General features: G+C 56.9%; 11 protein-coding genes. 9 read left to right on the forward strand and 2 right to left on the reverse strand.

Annotation, left to right across the window (positions count from 1 at the left end; all coding sequences use genetic code 11):
* Nucleotides 1-31 precede the first annotated feature (31 nt).
* Nucleotides 32-580, reverse strand: a complete 549-nt coding sequence (locus QZ540_RS00005) for a hypothetical protein (protein WP_294626798.1) — start codon at nt 578-580, stop codon at nt 32-34.
* 19 nt (nt 581-599) lie between these two features.
* Nucleotides 600-2,078, reverse strand: a complete 1,479-nt coding sequence (cls, locus tag QZ540_RS00010; protein ID WP_294626799.1) for a cardiolipin synthase — start codon at nt 2,076-2,078, stop codon at nt 600-602.
* A gap of 175 nt (nt 2,079-2,253) precedes the next feature.
* Here cls and QZ540_RS00015 point away from each other — a divergent pair, with 175 nt between their 5' ends.
* The 9 genes from QZ540_RS00015 (at nt 2,254) to QZ540_RS00055 (ending at nt 17,886) form a co-directional block, all read left to right on the forward strand.
* A complete protein-coding gene (locus QZ540_RS00015) occupies nt 2,254-2,925 on the forward strand; it encodes a TetR/AcrR family transcriptional regulator (protein ID WP_239661593.1) in 672 nt (223 codons plus the stop codon).
* Between the two features lie 141 nt (nt 2,926-3,066).
* A complete protein-coding gene (locus QZ540_RS00020) occupies nt 3,067-4,794 on the forward strand; it encodes an MDR family MFS transporter (protein ID WP_294626800.1) in 1,728 nt (575 codons plus the stop codon).
* Nucleotides 4,795-5,310: 516 nt separating this feature from the next.
* A complete protein-coding gene (locus tag QZ540_RS00025) occupies nt 5,311-6,306 on the forward strand; it encodes an ABC transporter permease (protein WP_005507218.1) in 996 nt (331 codons plus the stop codon).
* Entirely contained in the window at nt 6,303-7,304 is a 1,002-nt protein-coding gene (locus QZ540_RS00030) for an ABC transporter permease (protein WP_005507216.1), read from the forward strand. The genes QZ540_RS00025 and QZ540_RS00030 overlap by 4 nt, the downstream gene beginning before the upstream one ends.
* Entirely contained in the window at nt 7,304-9,397 is a 2,094-nt protein-coding gene (locus tag QZ540_RS00035) for an ABC transporter ATP-binding protein (protein ID WP_294626801.1), read from the forward strand. Before QZ540_RS00030 ends, QZ540_RS00035 begins: the two co-directional genes overlap by 1 nt.
* Nucleotides 9,398-9,826: 429 nt before the next feature.
* Nucleotides 9,827-11,527 carry an ABC transporter family substrate-binding protein gene (locus tag QZ540_RS00040; RefSeq protein ID WP_294626802.1) on the forward strand — a complete coding sequence of 567 codons (1,701 nt, stop codon included), beginning with the start codon at nt 9,827-9,829 and terminating at the stop codon, nt 11,525-11,527.
* A 366-nt stretch (nt 11,528-11,893) separates the two neighbouring features.
* Nucleotides 11,894-13,624, forward strand: a complete 1,731-nt coding sequence (locus QZ540_RS00045; RefSeq protein WP_294626803.1) for an ABC transporter family substrate-binding protein — start codon at nt 11,894-11,896, stop codon at nt 13,622-13,624.
* A gap of 408 nt (nt 13,625-14,032) precedes the next feature.
* Complete coding sequence (locus QZ540_RS00050) at nt 14,033-15,733, forward strand: ABC transporter family substrate-binding protein (protein WP_294626804.1); 1,701 nt, start codon at nt 14,033-14,035, stop codon at nt 15,731-15,733.
* A 443-nt stretch (nt 15,734-16,176) separates the two neighbouring features.
* The gene (locus tag QZ540_RS00055; RefSeq protein WP_294626805.1) at nt 16,177-17,886 is read left to right on the forward strand and encodes an ABC transporter family substrate-binding protein; all 1,710 of its coding nucleotides are present in this window, start codon (nt 16,177-16,179) and stop codon (nt 17,884-17,886) included.
* Nucleotides 17,887-17,964: the final 78 nt, after the last annotated feature.

Below are 17,964 nucleotides of genomic sequence, written 5' to 3' on the forward strand. Positions count from 1 at the left end.
GAGGGCGGTCCTATATCTTTCGCTGTGGATACTAATGGGTCATTATCATCTTGATGGCGGCGAGGACCACCACTATAACGGTGAGGAAGATAGCCATCTTGAGGGTTCTGAACGTGAACGGCTCTTTACGGTATCGGGCAATGACGAAGTTGAGGGTAAAGATACGCCACACGACGGTTGCAAGGCACAATCCGATGGTGAGGTCGAAGATTCCGTCAGAGAGGTCTTGGTGGAGCAGTAGCGCGGCTAGAACCAGTACGGTCACCGGGAAAACCGTTGTACTGAGGATCGGGCTTGCATTTCCGAGAGCGTGGCGCAAGAACGAACGGGACAGCTTGTCCCCGTGGACTACTCGGTGCTCCTGAATTTCCGAAATGACGTGGGCCGCGTAGGTGGTCAGACCGGTGCCCGCAATGTAGAGAATCGCGGTGCCGTCGTAGAGGGCGTGCACATCATAAATGCTCAGCAGAGCCGCCAGCACCAAGAAATTACCGTAGGTGTACGCGGAGACACGATGCGCAATGTCGTGAGCGTCGAGGCGTTCAAACGCTCGAGCTGTTTTACGGTCGATGAGTGGCATAATGTTCCTTCGCGAGGGGCTAGAGGAGTGAGGACCAGAGTCGGCAGAGGTTCTCCGCCATCTTGATGCGGCGCGGACGCTCCGCCCACTGGGTGTACAGCAGCTCGGTGCAGACCTGCTCGTACTCGGCGGACACTTCATCCAGCATCGAGACCATTGTGCGGTCAATGACGAACGTTGACACTTCCATGTTCAGTGAGAAGGAACGCGGGTCCATATTGGACGAGCCAATGAACGTAATTTCGTCGTCGACCATCATGAACTTGGAGTGCAACACGGTCGGGCTGGGGTACTGCAGAATACGCACACCCGCCTGCAGCAGCTGCTCGTAGTAGGAACGCTGCGCCATGTTCGGCAGGAACTGGTCGCCCTTCTCGCACACAATCACGGTGGTTTCAATACCGGAGTAGGCGGCGTTCGTGAGTGCCTGCAGTAGGGTCTCTTCGGGCACGAAGTAGGGCGAGCAGATGGTAATACGCCGCTCGGCATTGTAGATCAAGTAGTTGATGAGGCGCAGGTTATTTTCGGTTTCAAAACCGGGGCCGGAGGGAACAACCTGGGCACGCATCCCATCCTCGTAGTAGGGGATGGCGGTGTTAATTTCTGCCAGGATCAGCTGGTTCGTTTCGGAGTACCAGTCGGAGACGAAAACGGCGTTGAGCTCTTCAACGATGGGGCCGGTGCAGGAGAAGGTCAGGTCCTTCCACTCCAAGCCCTTCTTAATGTTTTCGGGCATGTCGTAGGAGCGGTGAATAGCGTTCTGCGAACCGGAGAACGCGACGCGTCCGTCCACGACGAGGACCTTGCGGTGGTTACGCAGGTCGGGTCGCTGCCACTTGAGTTTCCACGGTTTGAGCGGCAGCATGAGGCGCCACTGCATACCCGAGTCGTTGAGCATTTTCACGAGTTTCTTATAGGACGGGTATTTGCGGGAGCCGATGTGGTCGATGAGTACGCGCACCTGTACACCGCGTTCGTGGGCTGCGAAGAGGGCGTCCCAGAGGACTGCGCTCGCCTCGTCGTAGGCGGTGATGTAGAACTCGAAGTGCACGTATTTGGTGGCGCGGTCGACTTCTTCCGCCATGGCGACCATTGCCTCGTGGTTGTCGGTGTGGAGGGTGAATTGGTTGCCGCCGACCAGGGGGAGTGAGCCCAGGGTGTAGTTGAGCTGGCTGGCTGCCTTTGCGGGGTCGGAGAGGTCGTCGGTGCGGGTGAGGAAGGGCTTGTTCTCGCTGACTTCGCGGATCAAGTCGTTCATGGCGTGTTGGCGTGCGCGGCGGTAGGCGGGCAGGCGCGAGGAGCCGAAGACGAGGAATGCGATGAACCCTACGAAGGGGATGAAGAAGATGGCCATGAGCCAGCCCAGTGCAACCACGGGTTTGCGGTTGTAGGGGAGCCAACAGAGGGCTGCGAGTCGGATGAGGATATCGGCTATGCCGAGTGCGAGGCGCAGCCAGTCGGGCAGGAAGTCGAGGGAGGTGGGGGCAAACAAGTTCACCCGTCTATTATGCCAGTATTTCGTGTGGGGCTTGGGAGAGCGGGTTTGCCGCTTCGTATGTGATGTGTCGGTATTGTGTGCCAGCGGCGGGGCTGGAGTTTAGCTGGCTATGCTGTGAGCCTTAACGCTAAAAATGCACTTGAGCATTGTGTGCAGTGGTGAAATAATTGCAGTTATGCAGAAAAAGGAACAGAGTCTTCGCGAACGCCGCCGCGAACAAACCTGGACGGCAATCCACGAAGCAGCCCTCAAACGCGTCCGCGACCACGGGATGCGCGGAACCACCGTTGAAGAAATCGCCCAGGAGGCGGGCGTCTCCCCGCGTACCTTCTTCAACTACTTCCCCTCCAAAGAGGACGCCGTCCTGGGTCTGCGTGAACCGGTGGTCAGCGAGGAAATCCTCGAAACAGACCGCGCCCACGAGGATGACAACACGATTATTCGTGTAACCCATCTTCTCTGGGAGGTCATTTTCCAGAGCTTCCACTACGCCAAGGGCAAGGACCCTCGAGCTCCCTATCAGGAGTTCCCCGAGTCCGCGAAGCGAATGAAAATGCACTACATGAAGTGCGAACAGGTGCTCACCGAGTACCTGAACACCATCGACTGGGTGGCTTTTGATGCTGCTGGTCGCCGCGGCCCCTTCCCGCGCCGAAACCCGGCTGACCCGCTGACCGATCACTTCCGCGAGCGATCGCGCGCAAAGGTCCAGCTTGCCTCCGCGGTGCTTCGTCAGCTGGAGTTTGCCCGCAACCTGGAGGACAAAGAGGATATCGCCCGCGGTATTCGCCAGACGGTGAAGACCTTCCAGTTCCTGCTTTTTGAGCAGAGTCGACCTGCAATCTAGCGGCGGTTTACTACTGCAAACGGCAAAGCCCGCCGGAACCAAATCGGGGCGACCAAATCGGGGCGACCGATTCGAGCAACCGAATCAAGAACCTGGCGGACACATAACAGAAACATATAGAACGTAACTAAGGATTAAACGATGAGTACAGAGGAAAAGAAGCTACCTCAGCCGCCAGCCGGTGAGACTAAGCAGGAAAGTAAAAACCGCATCCGCGCCATGTTCCTGGGCTTGGTCATTGTGATGCTCATGTCCTCGCTGAACCAGACGATTCTGGCGCCGTCGCTGCCCACGATCGTCGGTGAGCTTCACGGCGTGGAGCACATGAGCTGGGTGATTACCATTTTCATCCTGCTGTCGACGATTACGATGCCGGTCTACGGCAAGCTTTCTGACCAGTTCGGACGCAAGCCCTTCCTGATTTTTGCGATTGTCGCTTTCATGGCGGGTTCGGTTGTTGGCGCGCTCGCGCAGAACATGAACTGGCTGATTTTTGCTCGCGCCCTGCAGGGTCTGGGCGGTGGTGGCCTGATGATTCTTTCTCAGGCGGTGATTGCTGACGTGATCCCTCCTCGCGACCGAGGCCGCTACATGGGTATTATCGGTGGCGTTTTCGCGTTCTCGTCGGTGGCTGGTCCGCTGATTGGCGGCTGGATTACTGAGGGCCCGGGTTGGCGTTGGGCGTTTTGGCTGAATCTGCCGTTGGCTATTTTGTCGATTCTCGCGGTGATTTTCTTGCTGCCGCACCGCCCGTTCCGTGAGCGTGAGAAGCACAGCATCGACTACCTTGGTTCGTTGATTTTGATGGCGGGTACGAGTGCGCTCGTGCTTGCTACGATCTGGGGCGGTAACCAGTACGAGTGGACGTCGCCGCAGATTATTGGTCTGCTGATTTTCTCGGTGGTTGCTGCGCTGGTGTTCATCCCGGTGGAGAACCGTGCGGCTGAGCCGGTTATGCCCATGTACCTGTTCAAGAACCGTAACTTCCTGCTGACTCTGGGTGCTTCGCTGGCGCTGGGCGTGGCGATGTTCGGTGCGGTGGAGTACATCCCGACCTATCTGCAGATGGCGCTGGGCGTGAGTGCTACGGTGGCTGGCCTGCTGATGATCCCGATGATGGGTGTCATGCTGGTGGTGTCGATTGTGACGGGCCGCGTGGTGTCGAAGACCGGTCGCTATAAGAGTTACGTGACGACCGGTACCGCGGTTGTGGCGTTGGGCCTGTTCCTGCTGTCGACTGTGACTGTTGAGACTCCGACCTGGCTGTTCTGTATATACCTTGCGGTGATGGGTGCCGGTCTGGGTATGTCTATGCAGTTCTTGACTCTGATTGTTCAGAATGCGTTCCCGGTGAGTGTGGTTGGTACCGCGACGGCGTCGAATAACTTCTTCCGTCAGGTGGGTGCTACTGTGGGTGCCTCGCTGGTGGGTGGTCTGTTTACCTCGCGTCTGACGTCGCTGATTTCTGAGCGTATGCCGCAGCAGGCGCTGCAGTCTTCGGGTAGCCATGCGTCTTCGTCTCTGACTCCTGAGCTGGTGGCGTCTTTGCCGGAGCCGGTGCACGGCATCATTGTGAATGCGTATAACGATGCGCTGATTCCGCTGTTCCTGTACCTGGTGCCGCTGGGCCTGGTGTCTACGCTGCTTCTGTTCTTCATTCGTGAGGATGCGCTGGCGACGACCCTGGAGACTGAGCCGGCTGTTGATATTGCCCGTGCGGCGACCGGTGCGATTCCGGTAATTACTCCGGAGATGGCTGCTAAGGATGCGCAGGCTTTGAAGAGCATTCACGGCTCTGCTCGTGCTCGTATTGATGAGTCGTTGAGTTCGGAGGCTTCGCCGGATTCGGAGCCTAACGCTAAGAGCTAGGGTCTTAGCACTAGATGCGGAGGCGTTGCCTTCCTATATAAGTGGCGCCCCGGTGCGAGTCGTGTGCTCGTGTCGGGGCGCTGTTTTTGGCTGAGTTGCCTTAAATAGCGCGCTTAAGAGGTGTGCCTTAGTGCTTGGTTTAGGGGTTGGAAGTGTTGGTTTAGTCCCTTAAATAGTGGGTTTACGTGGTGTTTTGCCCCGTTAAAACGCTTATCGAAAAGGTTATTACGTCCCTATGTCGAGAGAATTGTTTCCGATGTAAAATTTTCGTAAAAATTGTTAATCCGCCCCTTTTCCCCGGTATTCCGGGGCATTTTTTTACCCAGCTCCCTTTTAGCTTGCATACAGGCTGTTCTAAGGGGTGAAAGTGCCCAATGTGGGTTTGGTGGAAGTGTTACAGGCTATATAAGATAAAGTACATATGCTCCTAGTGACAGTCATCACGAAGCAGTGCGCTAGGACAGCATGACACACATGCCTTAACACCGACATCTACACAAGGAGGGGAACCGTCCCATGTTTAGGTACATCCTCCAGCGATCGCTGACGTACCTCGTCATGGTCTTTATTACGACCACGATGGGTTACTTTGCAGCGGTTACTGCCCTGAAGCCTGCCCTCTTGGAGCAGGAAAAGGTTCCGAAGCCTAGCCCCGAGCAGGTGAACCGTAACTTCGCATCCCTGGGTCTCGATCCCGAAATGAACCCCTGGGACCGCTACGTTCAGTGGCTGACCAATGTGGTCACCAAGTTCGATTGGGGCCGTAGCCCCAACGGCGCGTACATTAACCAGGAATTTGGCCAGCGCGTGTGGGTTTCTACCCGCCTGCTGCTGGTGGCTACCATTCTCTCGATTGTGATTGGTATTGCCCTGGGTGTGTACTCGGCAGCTCGCCAGTACAAGTTCTCTGACCGTGTTATCACCGGTTACTCCTACCTGGTCTACATCATCCCCGCTCCCGTTGCTTACTTCGTGGTGCAGCAGGGCGCGACCACTATCAACAACATCGCCGTTGCTAATGGTGGAGAGAAGATTTTCTATGTGACCGGTATTTCGACTCCGGGTCTGACCGGATTCTGGGAAATCACCATGGATATGGCGGCGCACTACGTCGTGCCGACCTTCTGTATGACCATCTTCGGTTGGGCTGGTTACCAGATTGCACAGCGTCAGTACCTGCTCGATAACGTGAACGCTGACTTCGTGCGTACCGCTCGTGCTAAGGGCTTGACCCGTAACCAGGCGATTACTCGCCACGCACTGCGCGTCTCCTTCATCCCCGTGGCACAGTCCATCGCGTACCAGATTCCGATGATTTTTGCGGGTGCATTCTTCGCCGAGACCGTCTTTGCATGGCCCGGTATCGGTAAGTGGTCGATTGACTCCATTTCCGCGCAGGACGTGAACGCTGCGACCGTGACCCTCGCGTACGGTTCTGCACTGTTCGCTGTCGGTGCGATCATCGCTGATATCGCTACCACCATCGTCGACCCCCGAGTGAGGATCTCATGAGTCAGGTAACTGCAACTTCCTCCGTACCGGTGGTACAGGAGAACGGTGACTTCAAGGTCATCAACAAGAGCGTTATTATTCTGCGCCGCTTCCTGCGTAACAAGGCTGCAGTCTTCGGTCTGTGCGTGTTCATCGGCATGGGTCTGTTCGGTCTGTTCGGTAAGTACCTGACCAAGTACAAGCCCAACGACATTGACTACATGGCGCTGGGTGAAGGCCCCTCGGCCGAGCACTGGTTCGGTACCACCATCGCGGGTAATGACGTGTTCGCCATGATGTCTGAGGCCGTCTGGACCTCTCTCCAGATTGGTGTGGTCGTCGGTTTGGCCACTGTGTTCATCTCCGCAGTTTACGGTTGTGTGATGGCGTACTTCGGTGGCTGGATTGACAAGATTATGCTGTTCATCCTCGAGACCCTGATCATGGTTCCCTCGCTGCTGATTCTGGCAATTCTGATTAACGGTCAGGTTGGTAAGCAGATTCAGAAGAGCGTCCCCACCTGGGTTCTGCTCTCTGCAGTGCTGATTGCCTTCGGCTGGATGGGTAGCGCCCGTGTTATTCGTGCAATGGCGCAGTCCCTCATCAACCGCGACTTCGTGAAGGCTGCACGCTACATGGGTGTGCACCCCTTCAAGATTGTGATGCGCCACCTGGTTCCGAACATTGGCTCCCTGCTGGTTCTGAACTTCACCAGCGGCATCATGGGCGCTGTGCTCTCTGAGGTCGCTTACTCCTTCATCGGCATCGGTATTAAGTACCCCAACTACTCGCTGGGCTCGCTGATTTCGGATGCTTCGCAGCAGATTAACACCCTGCCGCACATGTTCTGGTTCCCGGTTCTGTTCTTCTTCCTGCTGGTTGGTCCGCTGGCCCTCATGAACGACGGTCTGCGTGACGCATTCGACCCGACTTCGATGTCGGTCGGTAAGATCAAGAAGTCCAAGAAGAACGAGAAGGCAGAGGCACCCGCTGCCGCTGCAAAGGAGGCGAAGAACTAATGAGTACCTCTCCCGTTCTGAGCGTTAAGGACCTCAACGTCCGCTTCAATACTGAGAATGGCGTCGTGCACGCTGTTCGCGGTGTGAACTTTGACCTGTACCCCGGTAAGACCCTGGGTATTGTGGGTGAGTCCGGTTCCGGTAAGTCCGTTGCCTCCATGGCAATCATGGGTCTGCACCCGACTACCGCTGACATCACCGGTTCGGTCAAGTACAACGGCACCGAGCTGCTGGGCTTGAGCGATAAGGAAATGTGCGCATACCGCGGCAAGGAGATCTCTATGATCTTCCAGGATCCGCTGTCCTCTCTGACCCCCGTGTACACCATTGGTGATCAGATTGCTGAGGTGCTCAAGGTCCACAACAAGGGCATGAGCAAGCAGGCTATCAAGGACCGTTCCATCGAACTGATGCGTATGGTGGGTATTCCCTCGCCGGCTGACCGCCTGCGTTCCTTCCCGCACGAGTTCTCCGGTGGTATGCGTCAGCGCATCATGATCGCTATGGCGATTGCGAATGACCCCCGCGTGCTCATCGCCGATGAGCCCACCACCGCACTGGATGTGACCATTCAGGCGCAGGTGCTGGAGGTTATGCAGAAGGCTCAGGATGAGACCGGCGCAGCGACCATCATGATTACCCACGACCTCGGTGTTGTGGCTGGTATGGCTGACGACATTCTGGTGATGTACGCCGGTAAGCCGGTGGAGATTGCGAAGGCAGAAGACCTGTACAAGCATCCCTCCCACCCGTACACCATCGGTCTGCTGGGTGCGGTCCCGCGTGTGGACCGTTCCGAGAAGGTCTCCCTGGTACCCATCGAGGGTACCCCTCCGAACCTGATTAACCCGGTGACCGCGTGCTCCTTCCGCCCGCGTTGCCCCATCGCTAAAAGCGGTGGCCAGTGCTGCCAGGACTCCAACGGCGAGCCCGATCTGCAGCTGCTGGAAGGCGTTGGCGAGGGCCACTACTCCTCCTGCACCATCTCTCAGGAGCTGGTCGGTAAGACCGCAGACGAGCTGTACCCGGTTCCGGAACCCCCGGTATCGAAGTACGACGGCATCCCGCGTGAGGAGCGTGCCCCCGTCCTGGAGGTCCGCAACGTCAAGAAGCACTTCCCGCTCATGAAGGGTGCGCTGATTAAGCGCCGCGTGGGCACTGTGAAGGCTGTGAACGGCGTGTCCTTCGACATTCGCGAGGGCGAGTGCTTCTCCATCGTGGGTGAGTCCGGTTGTGGTAAGACCACCACCCTGCTGGAAATCATGGAGTTCAACAAGAACACCGACGGTGAGATTCTGATTAACGGAACCTCCACCAAGGACGGCAAGTCCGCAGGTGAGATTCTTGAGCTGCGTAAGAACCAGCAGATGGTGTTCCAGGACCCCACCGGTGCTCTGGATCCGCGCTTCACCGTTTACGAGGTGCTGGCTGAGCCCCTGGAAAACCAGGGCATGAACAAGGCAGACATCAAGAAGCGCGTCATCGAGCTGATGCACATTGTGGGTCTGCAGCCCGACCACGTGAACCGCTTCCCGAACCAGTTCTCTGGCGGTCAGCGTCAGCGTATCGGTATTGCTCGTGCGCTTGCCGTTAACCCTAAGCTCGTGGTTCTGGATGAGCCGGTGTCCGCACTGGACGTGTCCGTCCAGGCTGGTGTGATCAACCTGCTGGAGGAGTTGCGTGCAAACCTGGGCCTGAGCTACCTGATGGTTGCTCACGACCTCGCGGTGATTCGCCACGCATCCGACCGCGTTGCAGTGATGTACCTGGGTCGTATTGTTGAGATCGGTGACGTCGACCAGGTGTTCGACAACCCGATTCACCCGTACACCCGTGCACTGCTCTCGGCGATTCCGGTTCCGGATCCCGAGGTTGAGGCAAAGCGCCACCGCATTATGCTTGAGGGCGACCTGCCCACTCCGGTGAACGCGCCTAAGGGTTGTGGCTTCTCGAGCCGTTGCCCGGTCTTCAAGCTGCTGCCTGAGGACAAGAAGCGTCGTTGCCTGGAGGAGATGCCGGAACTGACCCCCGTTGAGGGCCAGGATCACGGTTATGCTTGCTACTACCCTGAGGCTGAGGCCGCTACGGTGTAGCTCTAGAGTCGGCTGAATAAGTCGCATGTGTGCCGAGGGGCGAATATTCGTTGAATATTCGCCCCTCGGGTTTTTTATGCCCGGTATTGGTGGGCTGTACGTTGTTCGAGATTGTCACCTAGTGAGACGGTGCGAGCCGCAGAATGTGGCGCTAGGCACTGAAACCACCAAGAAAACAGGAAAAACTGCACTGACTAGGCGTAACCTTTCTCACCATTCAAGATATGAATATTTATGGAAGAGCTTTCCTGCTGGCAGTAAGCCATAATTAAGCCTGTGGGTGCGCCGCTAGGGGCGTACCTCAAGGAACACATTCATAGACCGGCACTAATTCATCGCTCACCGCACCCTATTGCGGCGCATGAGCAGGGAATCCTTGACGCTTTCCTGCAGGATTATTGAGGGTCAAACGTATAAGAGGACACTCTCATGGAGAAGAATTTCATCCTGAACCGTCGTACCGTTCTCGGTGGCGCTGCAGCACTGGGTACCGTGGGCGTACTGGCTGCGTGCGGCTCGTCCAAGGACTCCAAGGCAACCACCAAGGGTGCAACCGTGGGCACCGATGCCAAGGAGCTTTATGACCTTGGCGAGGCCGCTGTTTCTGAGCTGAAGGATGGCGGCACTCTGCGCCTGGCTGTTCCGGGTATTGGTCCGGACTTCAACCTTTTCAGCGCGGACGGCAACTCCCTGTACACCCAGACCGCTATGAGCCCCGTGGCTTACGCAGGCCTGTGGCAGGGTGACCCCCTGGGTAAGCGCACTCTGGCTCCCGAGTTTGCGAAGAGCTTCGATGTCGCCGAAGAAAACGGTCTGCCCGTCGTCTCCATTGAGCTGAACCCCCAGGCTAAGTTCAACGATGGTACCCCCATCGACTACAAGGCTCTGCAGGCTACCTGGAACATCCTCAAGAGCACCGATGGTGACTACAAGGTCGGAAGCAGCGGCATCTACAGCAGCATTGCTTCCGTGGATCGCGACGGTGATGACTTCAAGGTGAAGGTAACCTTCTCCGCACCTTACTACCCGCTGAATACCCTCTTCGCTGGCATTGTGCACCCGGCTCTGCTGGACAAGGAACTCTTCAACACTGGTTTCGTTGACAAGCCGCACCCCGAGTACTGGGTTGGCCCCTTCACCATTGCTGAAGGTGGTTGGAACTCGACCGAGAAGACCCTGACCCTGACCCGCAACGACAAGTGGTGGGGCGAGAAGCCCGTTCTGGAGCGCATTGTCTTCCGTCAGATGGATCCCGCTGCTGAGCGCGCGGCATTCAAGAACGATGAGCTTGATGCGATTGGTGCTACCACCGCTTCCGCATACAAGGAGCTCAAGGACGTTGCTAACATCGAGATCCGCCGAGGCTCTCGCCTGTTCTCCGGTGGCGTGACCATGAACCCCGCCCGCATGCAGGATGTTGCTCTGCGCCGCGCTGTGGTTACTGGTCTGAACCGTGAGGCTCTCGCCAAGGTTCGTTTCCAGGGCCTGGATTACGAAGAGAAGCTTCCCAACTCGATGATTCACATGCCCTTCAACGAGTACTACCAGGACACCTACCCGACCCCGAACAACGATGCTGCTGCAGCATCCAAGATTCTGGAAGATGCAGGCTACACCAAGAACGGTGAGTTCTACGAGAAGGACGGCAAGCAGGCTGCCTTCAAGTTCTCCATCTTCGGTGAGGATCCCACCTCCAAGGCTGTCGGTCAGACCCTGGTTCAGCAGCTGAAGTCCGTAGGTATTAATGCTGAGCTCGACTCCCGTGCTGTTAGCGAGTTTAACAAGACCATGGCCTCCAAGGACTACGACGCAACCTCCTCCGGTTTCGCTCCGAGCTCCCCGGATGCTACCGAGGCTACCGAGCAGTTCTACATGCGCCGTAAGCCTGAGGAAGCCGGTTCCGATGAGATCAATGAGATGATCGCAAAGATGAAGCTCATTGCTGACGACAAGGAACGCAACCAGGCTTGCAATGAGATCGAGAAGAAGCACCTGGCTGAGTTCGCAGTGCTGATTCCGCTCATGAACGGCCCCGAGTACAAGTTCGTGAAGAAGGGTCTGCGCAACTACGGCGTGTCCCTCTTCCAGGGCACCGGCATTCACTGGGAGAAGGTTGGTTGGGCTAAGTAAGTCCTCATCCCTTCACCTCCTAGGTGAATAGCCTAGAGCTATTGAAAGTGTCCACCCGGATTATCCGGGTGGACACTTTTTGCATTTCTGGAGGGGGCTTTGGGTGCTTTTGTGTACCTATGTGGGGGAGTGATGGTATAGCTATCCGGCAAAATCCGAAAAATTCGCGCAAAAACAGGGTATTCATAGTATGAATATTCAAAAAATACGATAAATATTAAGAAATATTGTGAAAATGCTTGGTTTTCGCTCTCGAGGTGCGCTACAGTGAAGTCATACAAAGTTATGCAGTGCTCTGCATAAATAATCATTACTTCGGGAATACGGGGTACACCCGCCCGCACAAGACAGAAGGAAACCACTCCCATGACCGCCAACACCGCATACACCGCGAGTAGCCACGAAGCGACCAAGAACAGCTTCAGCCGCCGCGCGCTCATTGGCGGCACCGCGGCTCTGGGAGCTGTAGGTCTGCTCAGCGCCTGCGGCAACGGCAGCGCAAGCTCTGAAAAGACCAAGGCCGCCGGCGCCGGTGCCAATATCGAAGACCTCTACAACATCAACGCTCAGGACGTGAACAGCCTGAAGAAGGGCGGCACTCTGCGCCTGCCCGCCGGATCCATCGGCCCGAACTTTAACTTCTACACCCAGAGCGGTAACACCAGCGATAACGTCAACGTTATGAGCACCATCAGCCAGGCTGGCATGTGGAACCTCGACTTTGACGGTACCTACAAGCTGAACACCGACTTCGCTGTCTCCTTCGAGCACAGCAAGAAGGATGACAAGATTCAGGTTGCCGTCAAGCTCAACCCCAAGGCTGTCTTCAATGATGGCACCCCCATCACCTACAAGGCGCTCCAGTCCACCTGGAACATCTTCAAGAGCCTGGATAACGGCTACAACATTGTCACCAGCGGCATCTACGAATTCGTCGAATCCGTAGAAAAGGGCGAAGACGACTACAGTGCAATCGTCACCTTCTCCAAGCCCTTCTACCCGCTGCAGAGCCTCTTCTCTGAGATTCTGCACCCCGCACTGGAAGACGTCGAGCTCTTCAACAACGGCTTCGTGGATGCGCCCCACCCCGAGTACTGGGCCGGCCCCTTCACCCTGGCGGATAAGGGCTGGGACTCCACCGCGAAGACCTTCAGTGTTGTACCCAACGATAAGTGGTGGGGCACCAAGCCCCTGCTGGACAAGATTGTCTTTACCCAGATGGAGTCCAGCGCTGCACGTGCCGCGTTCAAGAATGATGAAATTGACGCTATCGGTGCAAGCACCTCCTCCACCTATGCCGAGGTGAAGAACATTGCGGGTACCGAACTGCGTAAGGGTACCCGCCTCTACGCCGGTGGCCTGGATATTAATCCCCGTCGCGTCAAGGATGCTGCCCTGCGTAAGGCAATCTTCGTCGGCACCAACCGTGAAGCACTGGCAAAGATTCAGTTCCAGGGTCTGCCCTATGAGGAGGCTATTCCCGGTTCGATGATTCACATGCCCTTCTCGCCCTACTACCAGGATTCTTACCCGACCCCGAATAACAGCGTTTCGGAGGCGCAGAAGATTCTGGAGGCCGCCGGCTACACCAAGAACGGCGACTACTACGAGAAGGACGGCACGAAGGCTGGCTGCGCAGTGGTGGTCTTCGGTGACGATCCGACCAACAAGGGTAAGGCTCAGACCTTCACTCAGCAGATGAAGGATGTCGGTATCGAGATCCGGATTGATCAGCACGCCGATAGCGAGTTCGCCACCATTCTGGGCAACTGGGACTACGATATTTCCTTCAGCGGCTACTCGGTCTCTGCTGACGCGACCGAGAGTACCAAGCAGTTCTACTACTCCGAGAACAACGAAGGTATCGGCAGCAAGGAAATCGATGCCCTCATCGACGCCATGACCCTCATTGAGGATGACAAGGAACGTAACCTCGCCTGCAACGAGATTGAGAAGAAGCACATGGCGGAGTTCGCCTTCCTGGGCACCATTACGAACGGTCCTGACTTTGTGATGGTCAAGAAGACTCTGGCTAACTACGGTCCGCGCCTGTACAAGTCGATGGACTGGGCTGCTGTGGGCTGGATGAACTCCTAAAAGGTGCCTGTCTTGCGAGCGGGTCGAATGCGTATATGCGCGTTCGGCCCGCTTTGCTGTGCCCGTTGGCTATTTCTGGAGGTGGGGGAGGGGTGTTGCGCGAAGGATAGTGGGGTTGTGTCGATATGGATTTAGGCCCGCTGCATTAGGGTCGGGCGTAATAATTGAGAAATATTTATCGTGTTGCGCACCTGTAGTGATTTATGTGGTGTACACTACTAAAAATATTAAATGTGGCTTAGAACATAGCTTTAGGTCACATTATTTTGCATGGCTTGACCTGCCCGCCCATCACCGCAGATAGCAGGCGCTCCTGCAGACGGAAACCCCGCCTCCAGAGCACGCAAGCCACCCACTCTACACTGCAAACACTGCATCAGCGCAGTCCACACCCACAAGGAGCCCATCATGAGCCCCCACCCCATCCCCTCCCTCTCCGGATTCAACCCGATCATGAGCCGCCGCGTACTGTTCGGCGGCGCAACCGCCGTCGCTGCTGCCGGCGTACTGAGCGCTTGTGGCTCCTCGTCCTCCAAGACCGAGCACAAGGCAAGCGAAACCCCGTTCTATGAAATCAACGAGCAGGATGCCTCGAAGCTCAAGCAGGGCGGTACCCTGAACCTGAGCACTTACTCCCTTGGTCCGGACTTCAACCGCTTCTCCCAGAACGGCTCGAGCACCTCCGTCTCCGAAACCATGGGCGTTATCGCCGGTGCCGGCATCTGGCGCAGCACCTTCAAGGGCGAAGATGAGCTCGACCCCAACTACTGCCTCGGCTTCGAAGCTAAGGAAGTAGACGGCAAGATCACCGCAGAGGTTCGTCTGAACCCCAAGGCAGTCTTCAACGACGGCACCCCCATCGACATCGATGCACTCAAGGCAACCTGGCAGATCCAGCGTGACCCCGACGGTGAATACAAGATTGCCGCAGCAGGTATCTACGAGTACATCGAAAGCGTTGAAGCTATCGATGGCGACCGCTACCACGCACGCGTTGTTTTCAAGACTGCGCACAACCCCGTCAAGGGTCTGCTCTTCGGCGGAATCCTGCACCCGGCGATGCTCGACGTAAACCTCTTCAATGAAGGCTTCGTGGACAACCCCCACCCCGAGCTCGGTTGCGGCCCCTTCACCCTGGCACCCAACGGCTGGAACTCCTCCGAGAAGACCTTCACTGCTGTGCCCAACGACAAGTGGTGGGGTGAGAAGCCCAAGCTGGACCGCATCGTCGTGCGTGAAATGGCAGACGCTGCAGCTCGCGCCGCCTACAAGAACGGCGAGCTGGACGTCGTGGAATCACGTACCCTCAGCGCCTACAACGAGATGAAGGACGTTGCAAACTCTGAAATCCGCCGCGGTCGCCGCCTCTTCGCCGGTGGTATGAACCTGAACGCACAGCACATCACCGATGTTGCCGTGCGTAAGGCAATCTTCCTGGGTATCGATCGCGGTGCTCTGGCAAAGATTCGCTTCCAGGGTCTGCCCTACGAAGAAGAAGTTCCCGGCTCGATGCTTCTGTTGGGTTCCTCCCAGTACTACCGCGACAACTACCCGGCACGTAACCCGGAGGAAGCACGCAAGGTCCTGGAGAAGGCAGGCTACACCAAGTCCGGCGACTTCTACGCGAAGGACGGCAAGACCATCACCTTGAAGCTGACCACCTTCGGTGATGACGCCACCACCAAGGGCCAGGCACAGACCTTCATCCAGAGCATGAAGGAAATCGGCATTAACTTCGAGCTCGATTCGCGTGCACAGTCTGAATTCTCGAAGGTTGTTGGTAACCGCGAGTACGACGTAAGCATTTCGGGCTTCGGCGTGACCTCCGAGCCGACCAGTGCAGCCGAGTACTTCTACCACTCCAAGAACTGGAACGGCGTCGGCACCCCCGAAATCGACGCTATGGTCGACGAGATGGTCACCATCCTCGATGACGCTAAGCGCGCCGAGAAGTGCAACGAAATTGAGAAGAAGCACATGAGCGAGGTTTGCCTCTTCATCCCCTTCCTCAATGGCCCGGACTTCAAGGCATGCCGCCCGAAGCTCGCTAACTACGGTGCGTTCCTCTTCAAGACCACCGACTGGTCTACCGTCGGCTGGATGGCATAAGCCGCAGTTTTAAGCTCCCTGCCCCCTATACGTTTTCGCAGTGTCGTATAGGGGTGGGGAGCTTTTTCTTGTGGAGGGTTCAGTGCGCTTTAGTTGCCCCGACGCTGTGCTTGTAACTTGTAACGACTCTCAAAGTACCGGGTGTGACGCGCTCGCGCGCCAATGCTACATAATATTTCATTTTTTAGTTTTCGCACGCGGCTTCCGCATGATGATGCGGTTTCAGGCGCTGAACCCGTGATTTTTAGACGGTGTATAGTTCTTCCACGGATTGGACTGTGGTCTGCGTCGCTTCTTTTGGGGGTATACTGTGTTTCAACCACAAACAATGTGGGGGCTCTCACAAAGGTGATGGGCGGGAGCTTCGGCGCTCCCGAAAAATCAGCGCACAACACGGTGCGCTTATCGAATAGCACCCGAGCCCTCCGGCATGAGGAGAATACATGACTCATCTACGTATTAATCGCCGTACCCTGCTGACCGGCACCGTTGCCCTGGGTACCGTCGGCCTGCTCGCTGCATGCGGCGGCGGCTCTGACAAGAAGATCAGCGGTAAGGCTGCATCAAGCACCGAGGAAATCGTCAAGAACCTCGAAATCAACAAGCAGGACCGCTCCTCCCTCAAGCAGGGTGGCGAGTTCCGCGGTAGCGTCTCCGCAGTCGGCCCGAACTTCAACATTCTGACTCAGAGCGGCTACACCACCGAGAACCTCACCGCATTCGGTGGCGCCTGCAACATCCCCTCCGCTATCGGCTTCACCTCCCTAAGCCCTGCTGGCGAATACAGCCTCAACGACGACTATGTCAGCGACTACAAGGCAGAGACCGTTGGCGGCGTGCAGACCATCACCTTCAAGCTCAACTCTAAGGCTGTCTTCAATGACGGCACCCCCGTTGACGTTGAGGCAATCCGCGCCGCGTGGACCGTCTACCGCAACCCTGATGACGGCTACAACGTTATCGCCGCTCCCTTCTGGCAGCAGGTAGCATCCATCGACCCCGTGGATGGCGACAAGACCCGCGTCAAGATCGTCATGTCCAAGCCCCTGTACCCCGCTGAGACCCTCGGCCTGCTCGGTCTGCACCCCGCACTGACCGACAAGGAGCTCTTCAATAACGGCTTCGTGAACAAACCCATGGATCAGTACTGGTCCGGCCCCTTCAAGATTGGCGAGTGGAACTCTTCGGCTAAGACCCTCACCCTCGTGCCCAACGACAAGTGGTGGGGCGAGAAGCCTCTGCTGGATCGCATCATCTGGCGCGAAATGGGCGACGAAGCAGAGCGCGCAGCGTTCAAGAACGGCGAGCTGGACAGCATCGGCTTTGCTGGCCTGGCAACCTACAACGCCGTCAAGGGTCAGCCCGGTGTTCAGATTCGCTCCGGCCAGAGCGTTGGCGTGATCAACCTGCAGTTCAACCCGACCCGCGTGACCGACACCGCCCTGCGCCGTGCAGTCTTCGCCGCGGTTGACCGCTCCCAGCTGGCTAAGGTCAAGTTCGGCCAGATCAACTGGGAAGAGCCGCTGACCGGCTCCATGATCGCTATGCCCTTCCAGAAGGGCTACCAGAACAACATGCCGTCCAACCCCGGCGCCGAGGCTGCGGCAAAGATCCTGGAAGCAGCAGGCTACTCCAAGAATGGCGACTACTACGCCAAGGACGGCAAGACTGCAGGCTTCTCCATCACCTACTTCGGTTCGGATGCAACCTCCCTGGCTCAGTTCCAGAACCTCGAGCAGCAGCTCAAGGCAGCAGGTATTAAGCTCGAGCAGGACAACCAGCCGCAGTCCCAGTTCAACTCCGTGATGGGCTCTAAGCAGTACGACTGCGCCTTCTCCGGCTGGGGTATTGGTGCTGACCCCGCAGACAGTGTTCAGTACTTCTACACCAGCGAAATCAACGAAGGTGTGGGCGATCCCGAGCTGGATAAGTTCATCGCGTCTATTTACGAGAAGGAATCCCACGAGGAGCAGTTGAAGATGGCTGCTGAGGCTGAGAAGCAGCACATGGAGAAGGTCGCTATTTACTTCCCCTACGCTAACGGCCCCAGCTACGCAGCTGTGAAGGAGAAGCTGGCTAACTATGGTCCTTCCCTCTTCGCAACCAGCTACACCGACCCCAAGCGCTGGGTCAATGTGGGTTGGCAGAACTAAAGCCACAGGTTAATTTTCTGGATTCCTATTCGGTAGTTTCTGAATTTTCGGAGGCGCCGGTTCAGGTCTCCAGAAGGG

It is taken from the genome of uncultured Rothia sp. (genome assembly GCF_916049665.1).
Classification (GTDB): Bacteria; Actinomycetota; Actinomycetes; order Actinomycetales; family Micrococcaceae; genus Rothia.

Excerpts from the sequence above, each read along its gene's own strand:
- QZ540_RS00005 (WP_294626798.1), bottom strand. The coding sequence starts at position 580 with ATGCCACTCATCGACCGTAAAACAGCTCGAGCGTTTGAACGCCTCGAC.
- QZ540_RS00015 (WP_239661593.1), top strand. The coding sequence starts at position 2,254 with ATGCAGAAAAAGGAACAGAGTCTTCGCGAACGCCGCCGCGAACAAACC.
- QZ540_RS00020 (WP_294626800.1), top strand. The coding sequence starts at position 3,067 with ATGAGTACAGAGGAAAAGAAGCTACCTCAGCCGCCAGCCGGTGAGACT.
- QZ540_RS00025 (WP_005507218.1), top strand. The coding sequence starts at position 5,311 with ATGTTTAGGTACATCCTCCAGCGATCGCTGACGTACCTCGTCATGGTC.
- QZ540_RS00030 (WP_005507216.1), top strand. The coding sequence starts at position 6,303 with ATGAGTCAGGTAACTGCAACTTCCTCCGTACCGGTGGTACAGGAGAAC.
- QZ540_RS00035 (WP_294626801.1), top strand. The coding sequence starts at position 7,304 with ATGAGTACCTCTCCCGTTCTGAGCGTTAAGGACCTCAACGTCCGCTTC.
- QZ540_RS00040 (WP_294626802.1), top strand. The coding sequence starts at position 9,827 with ATGGAGAAGAATTTCATCCTGAACCGTCGTACCGTTCTCGGTGGCGCT.
- QZ540_RS00045 (WP_294626803.1), top strand. The coding sequence starts at position 11,894 with ATGACCGCCAACACCGCATACACCGCGAGTAGCCACGAAGCGACCAAG.
- QZ540_RS00050 (WP_294626804.1), top strand. The coding sequence starts at position 14,033 with ATGAGCCCCCACCCCATCCCCTCCCTCTCCGGATTCAACCCGATCATG.
- QZ540_RS00055 (WP_294626805.1), top strand. The coding sequence starts at position 16,177 with ATGACTCATCTACGTATTAATCGCCGTACCCTGCTGACCGGCACCGTT.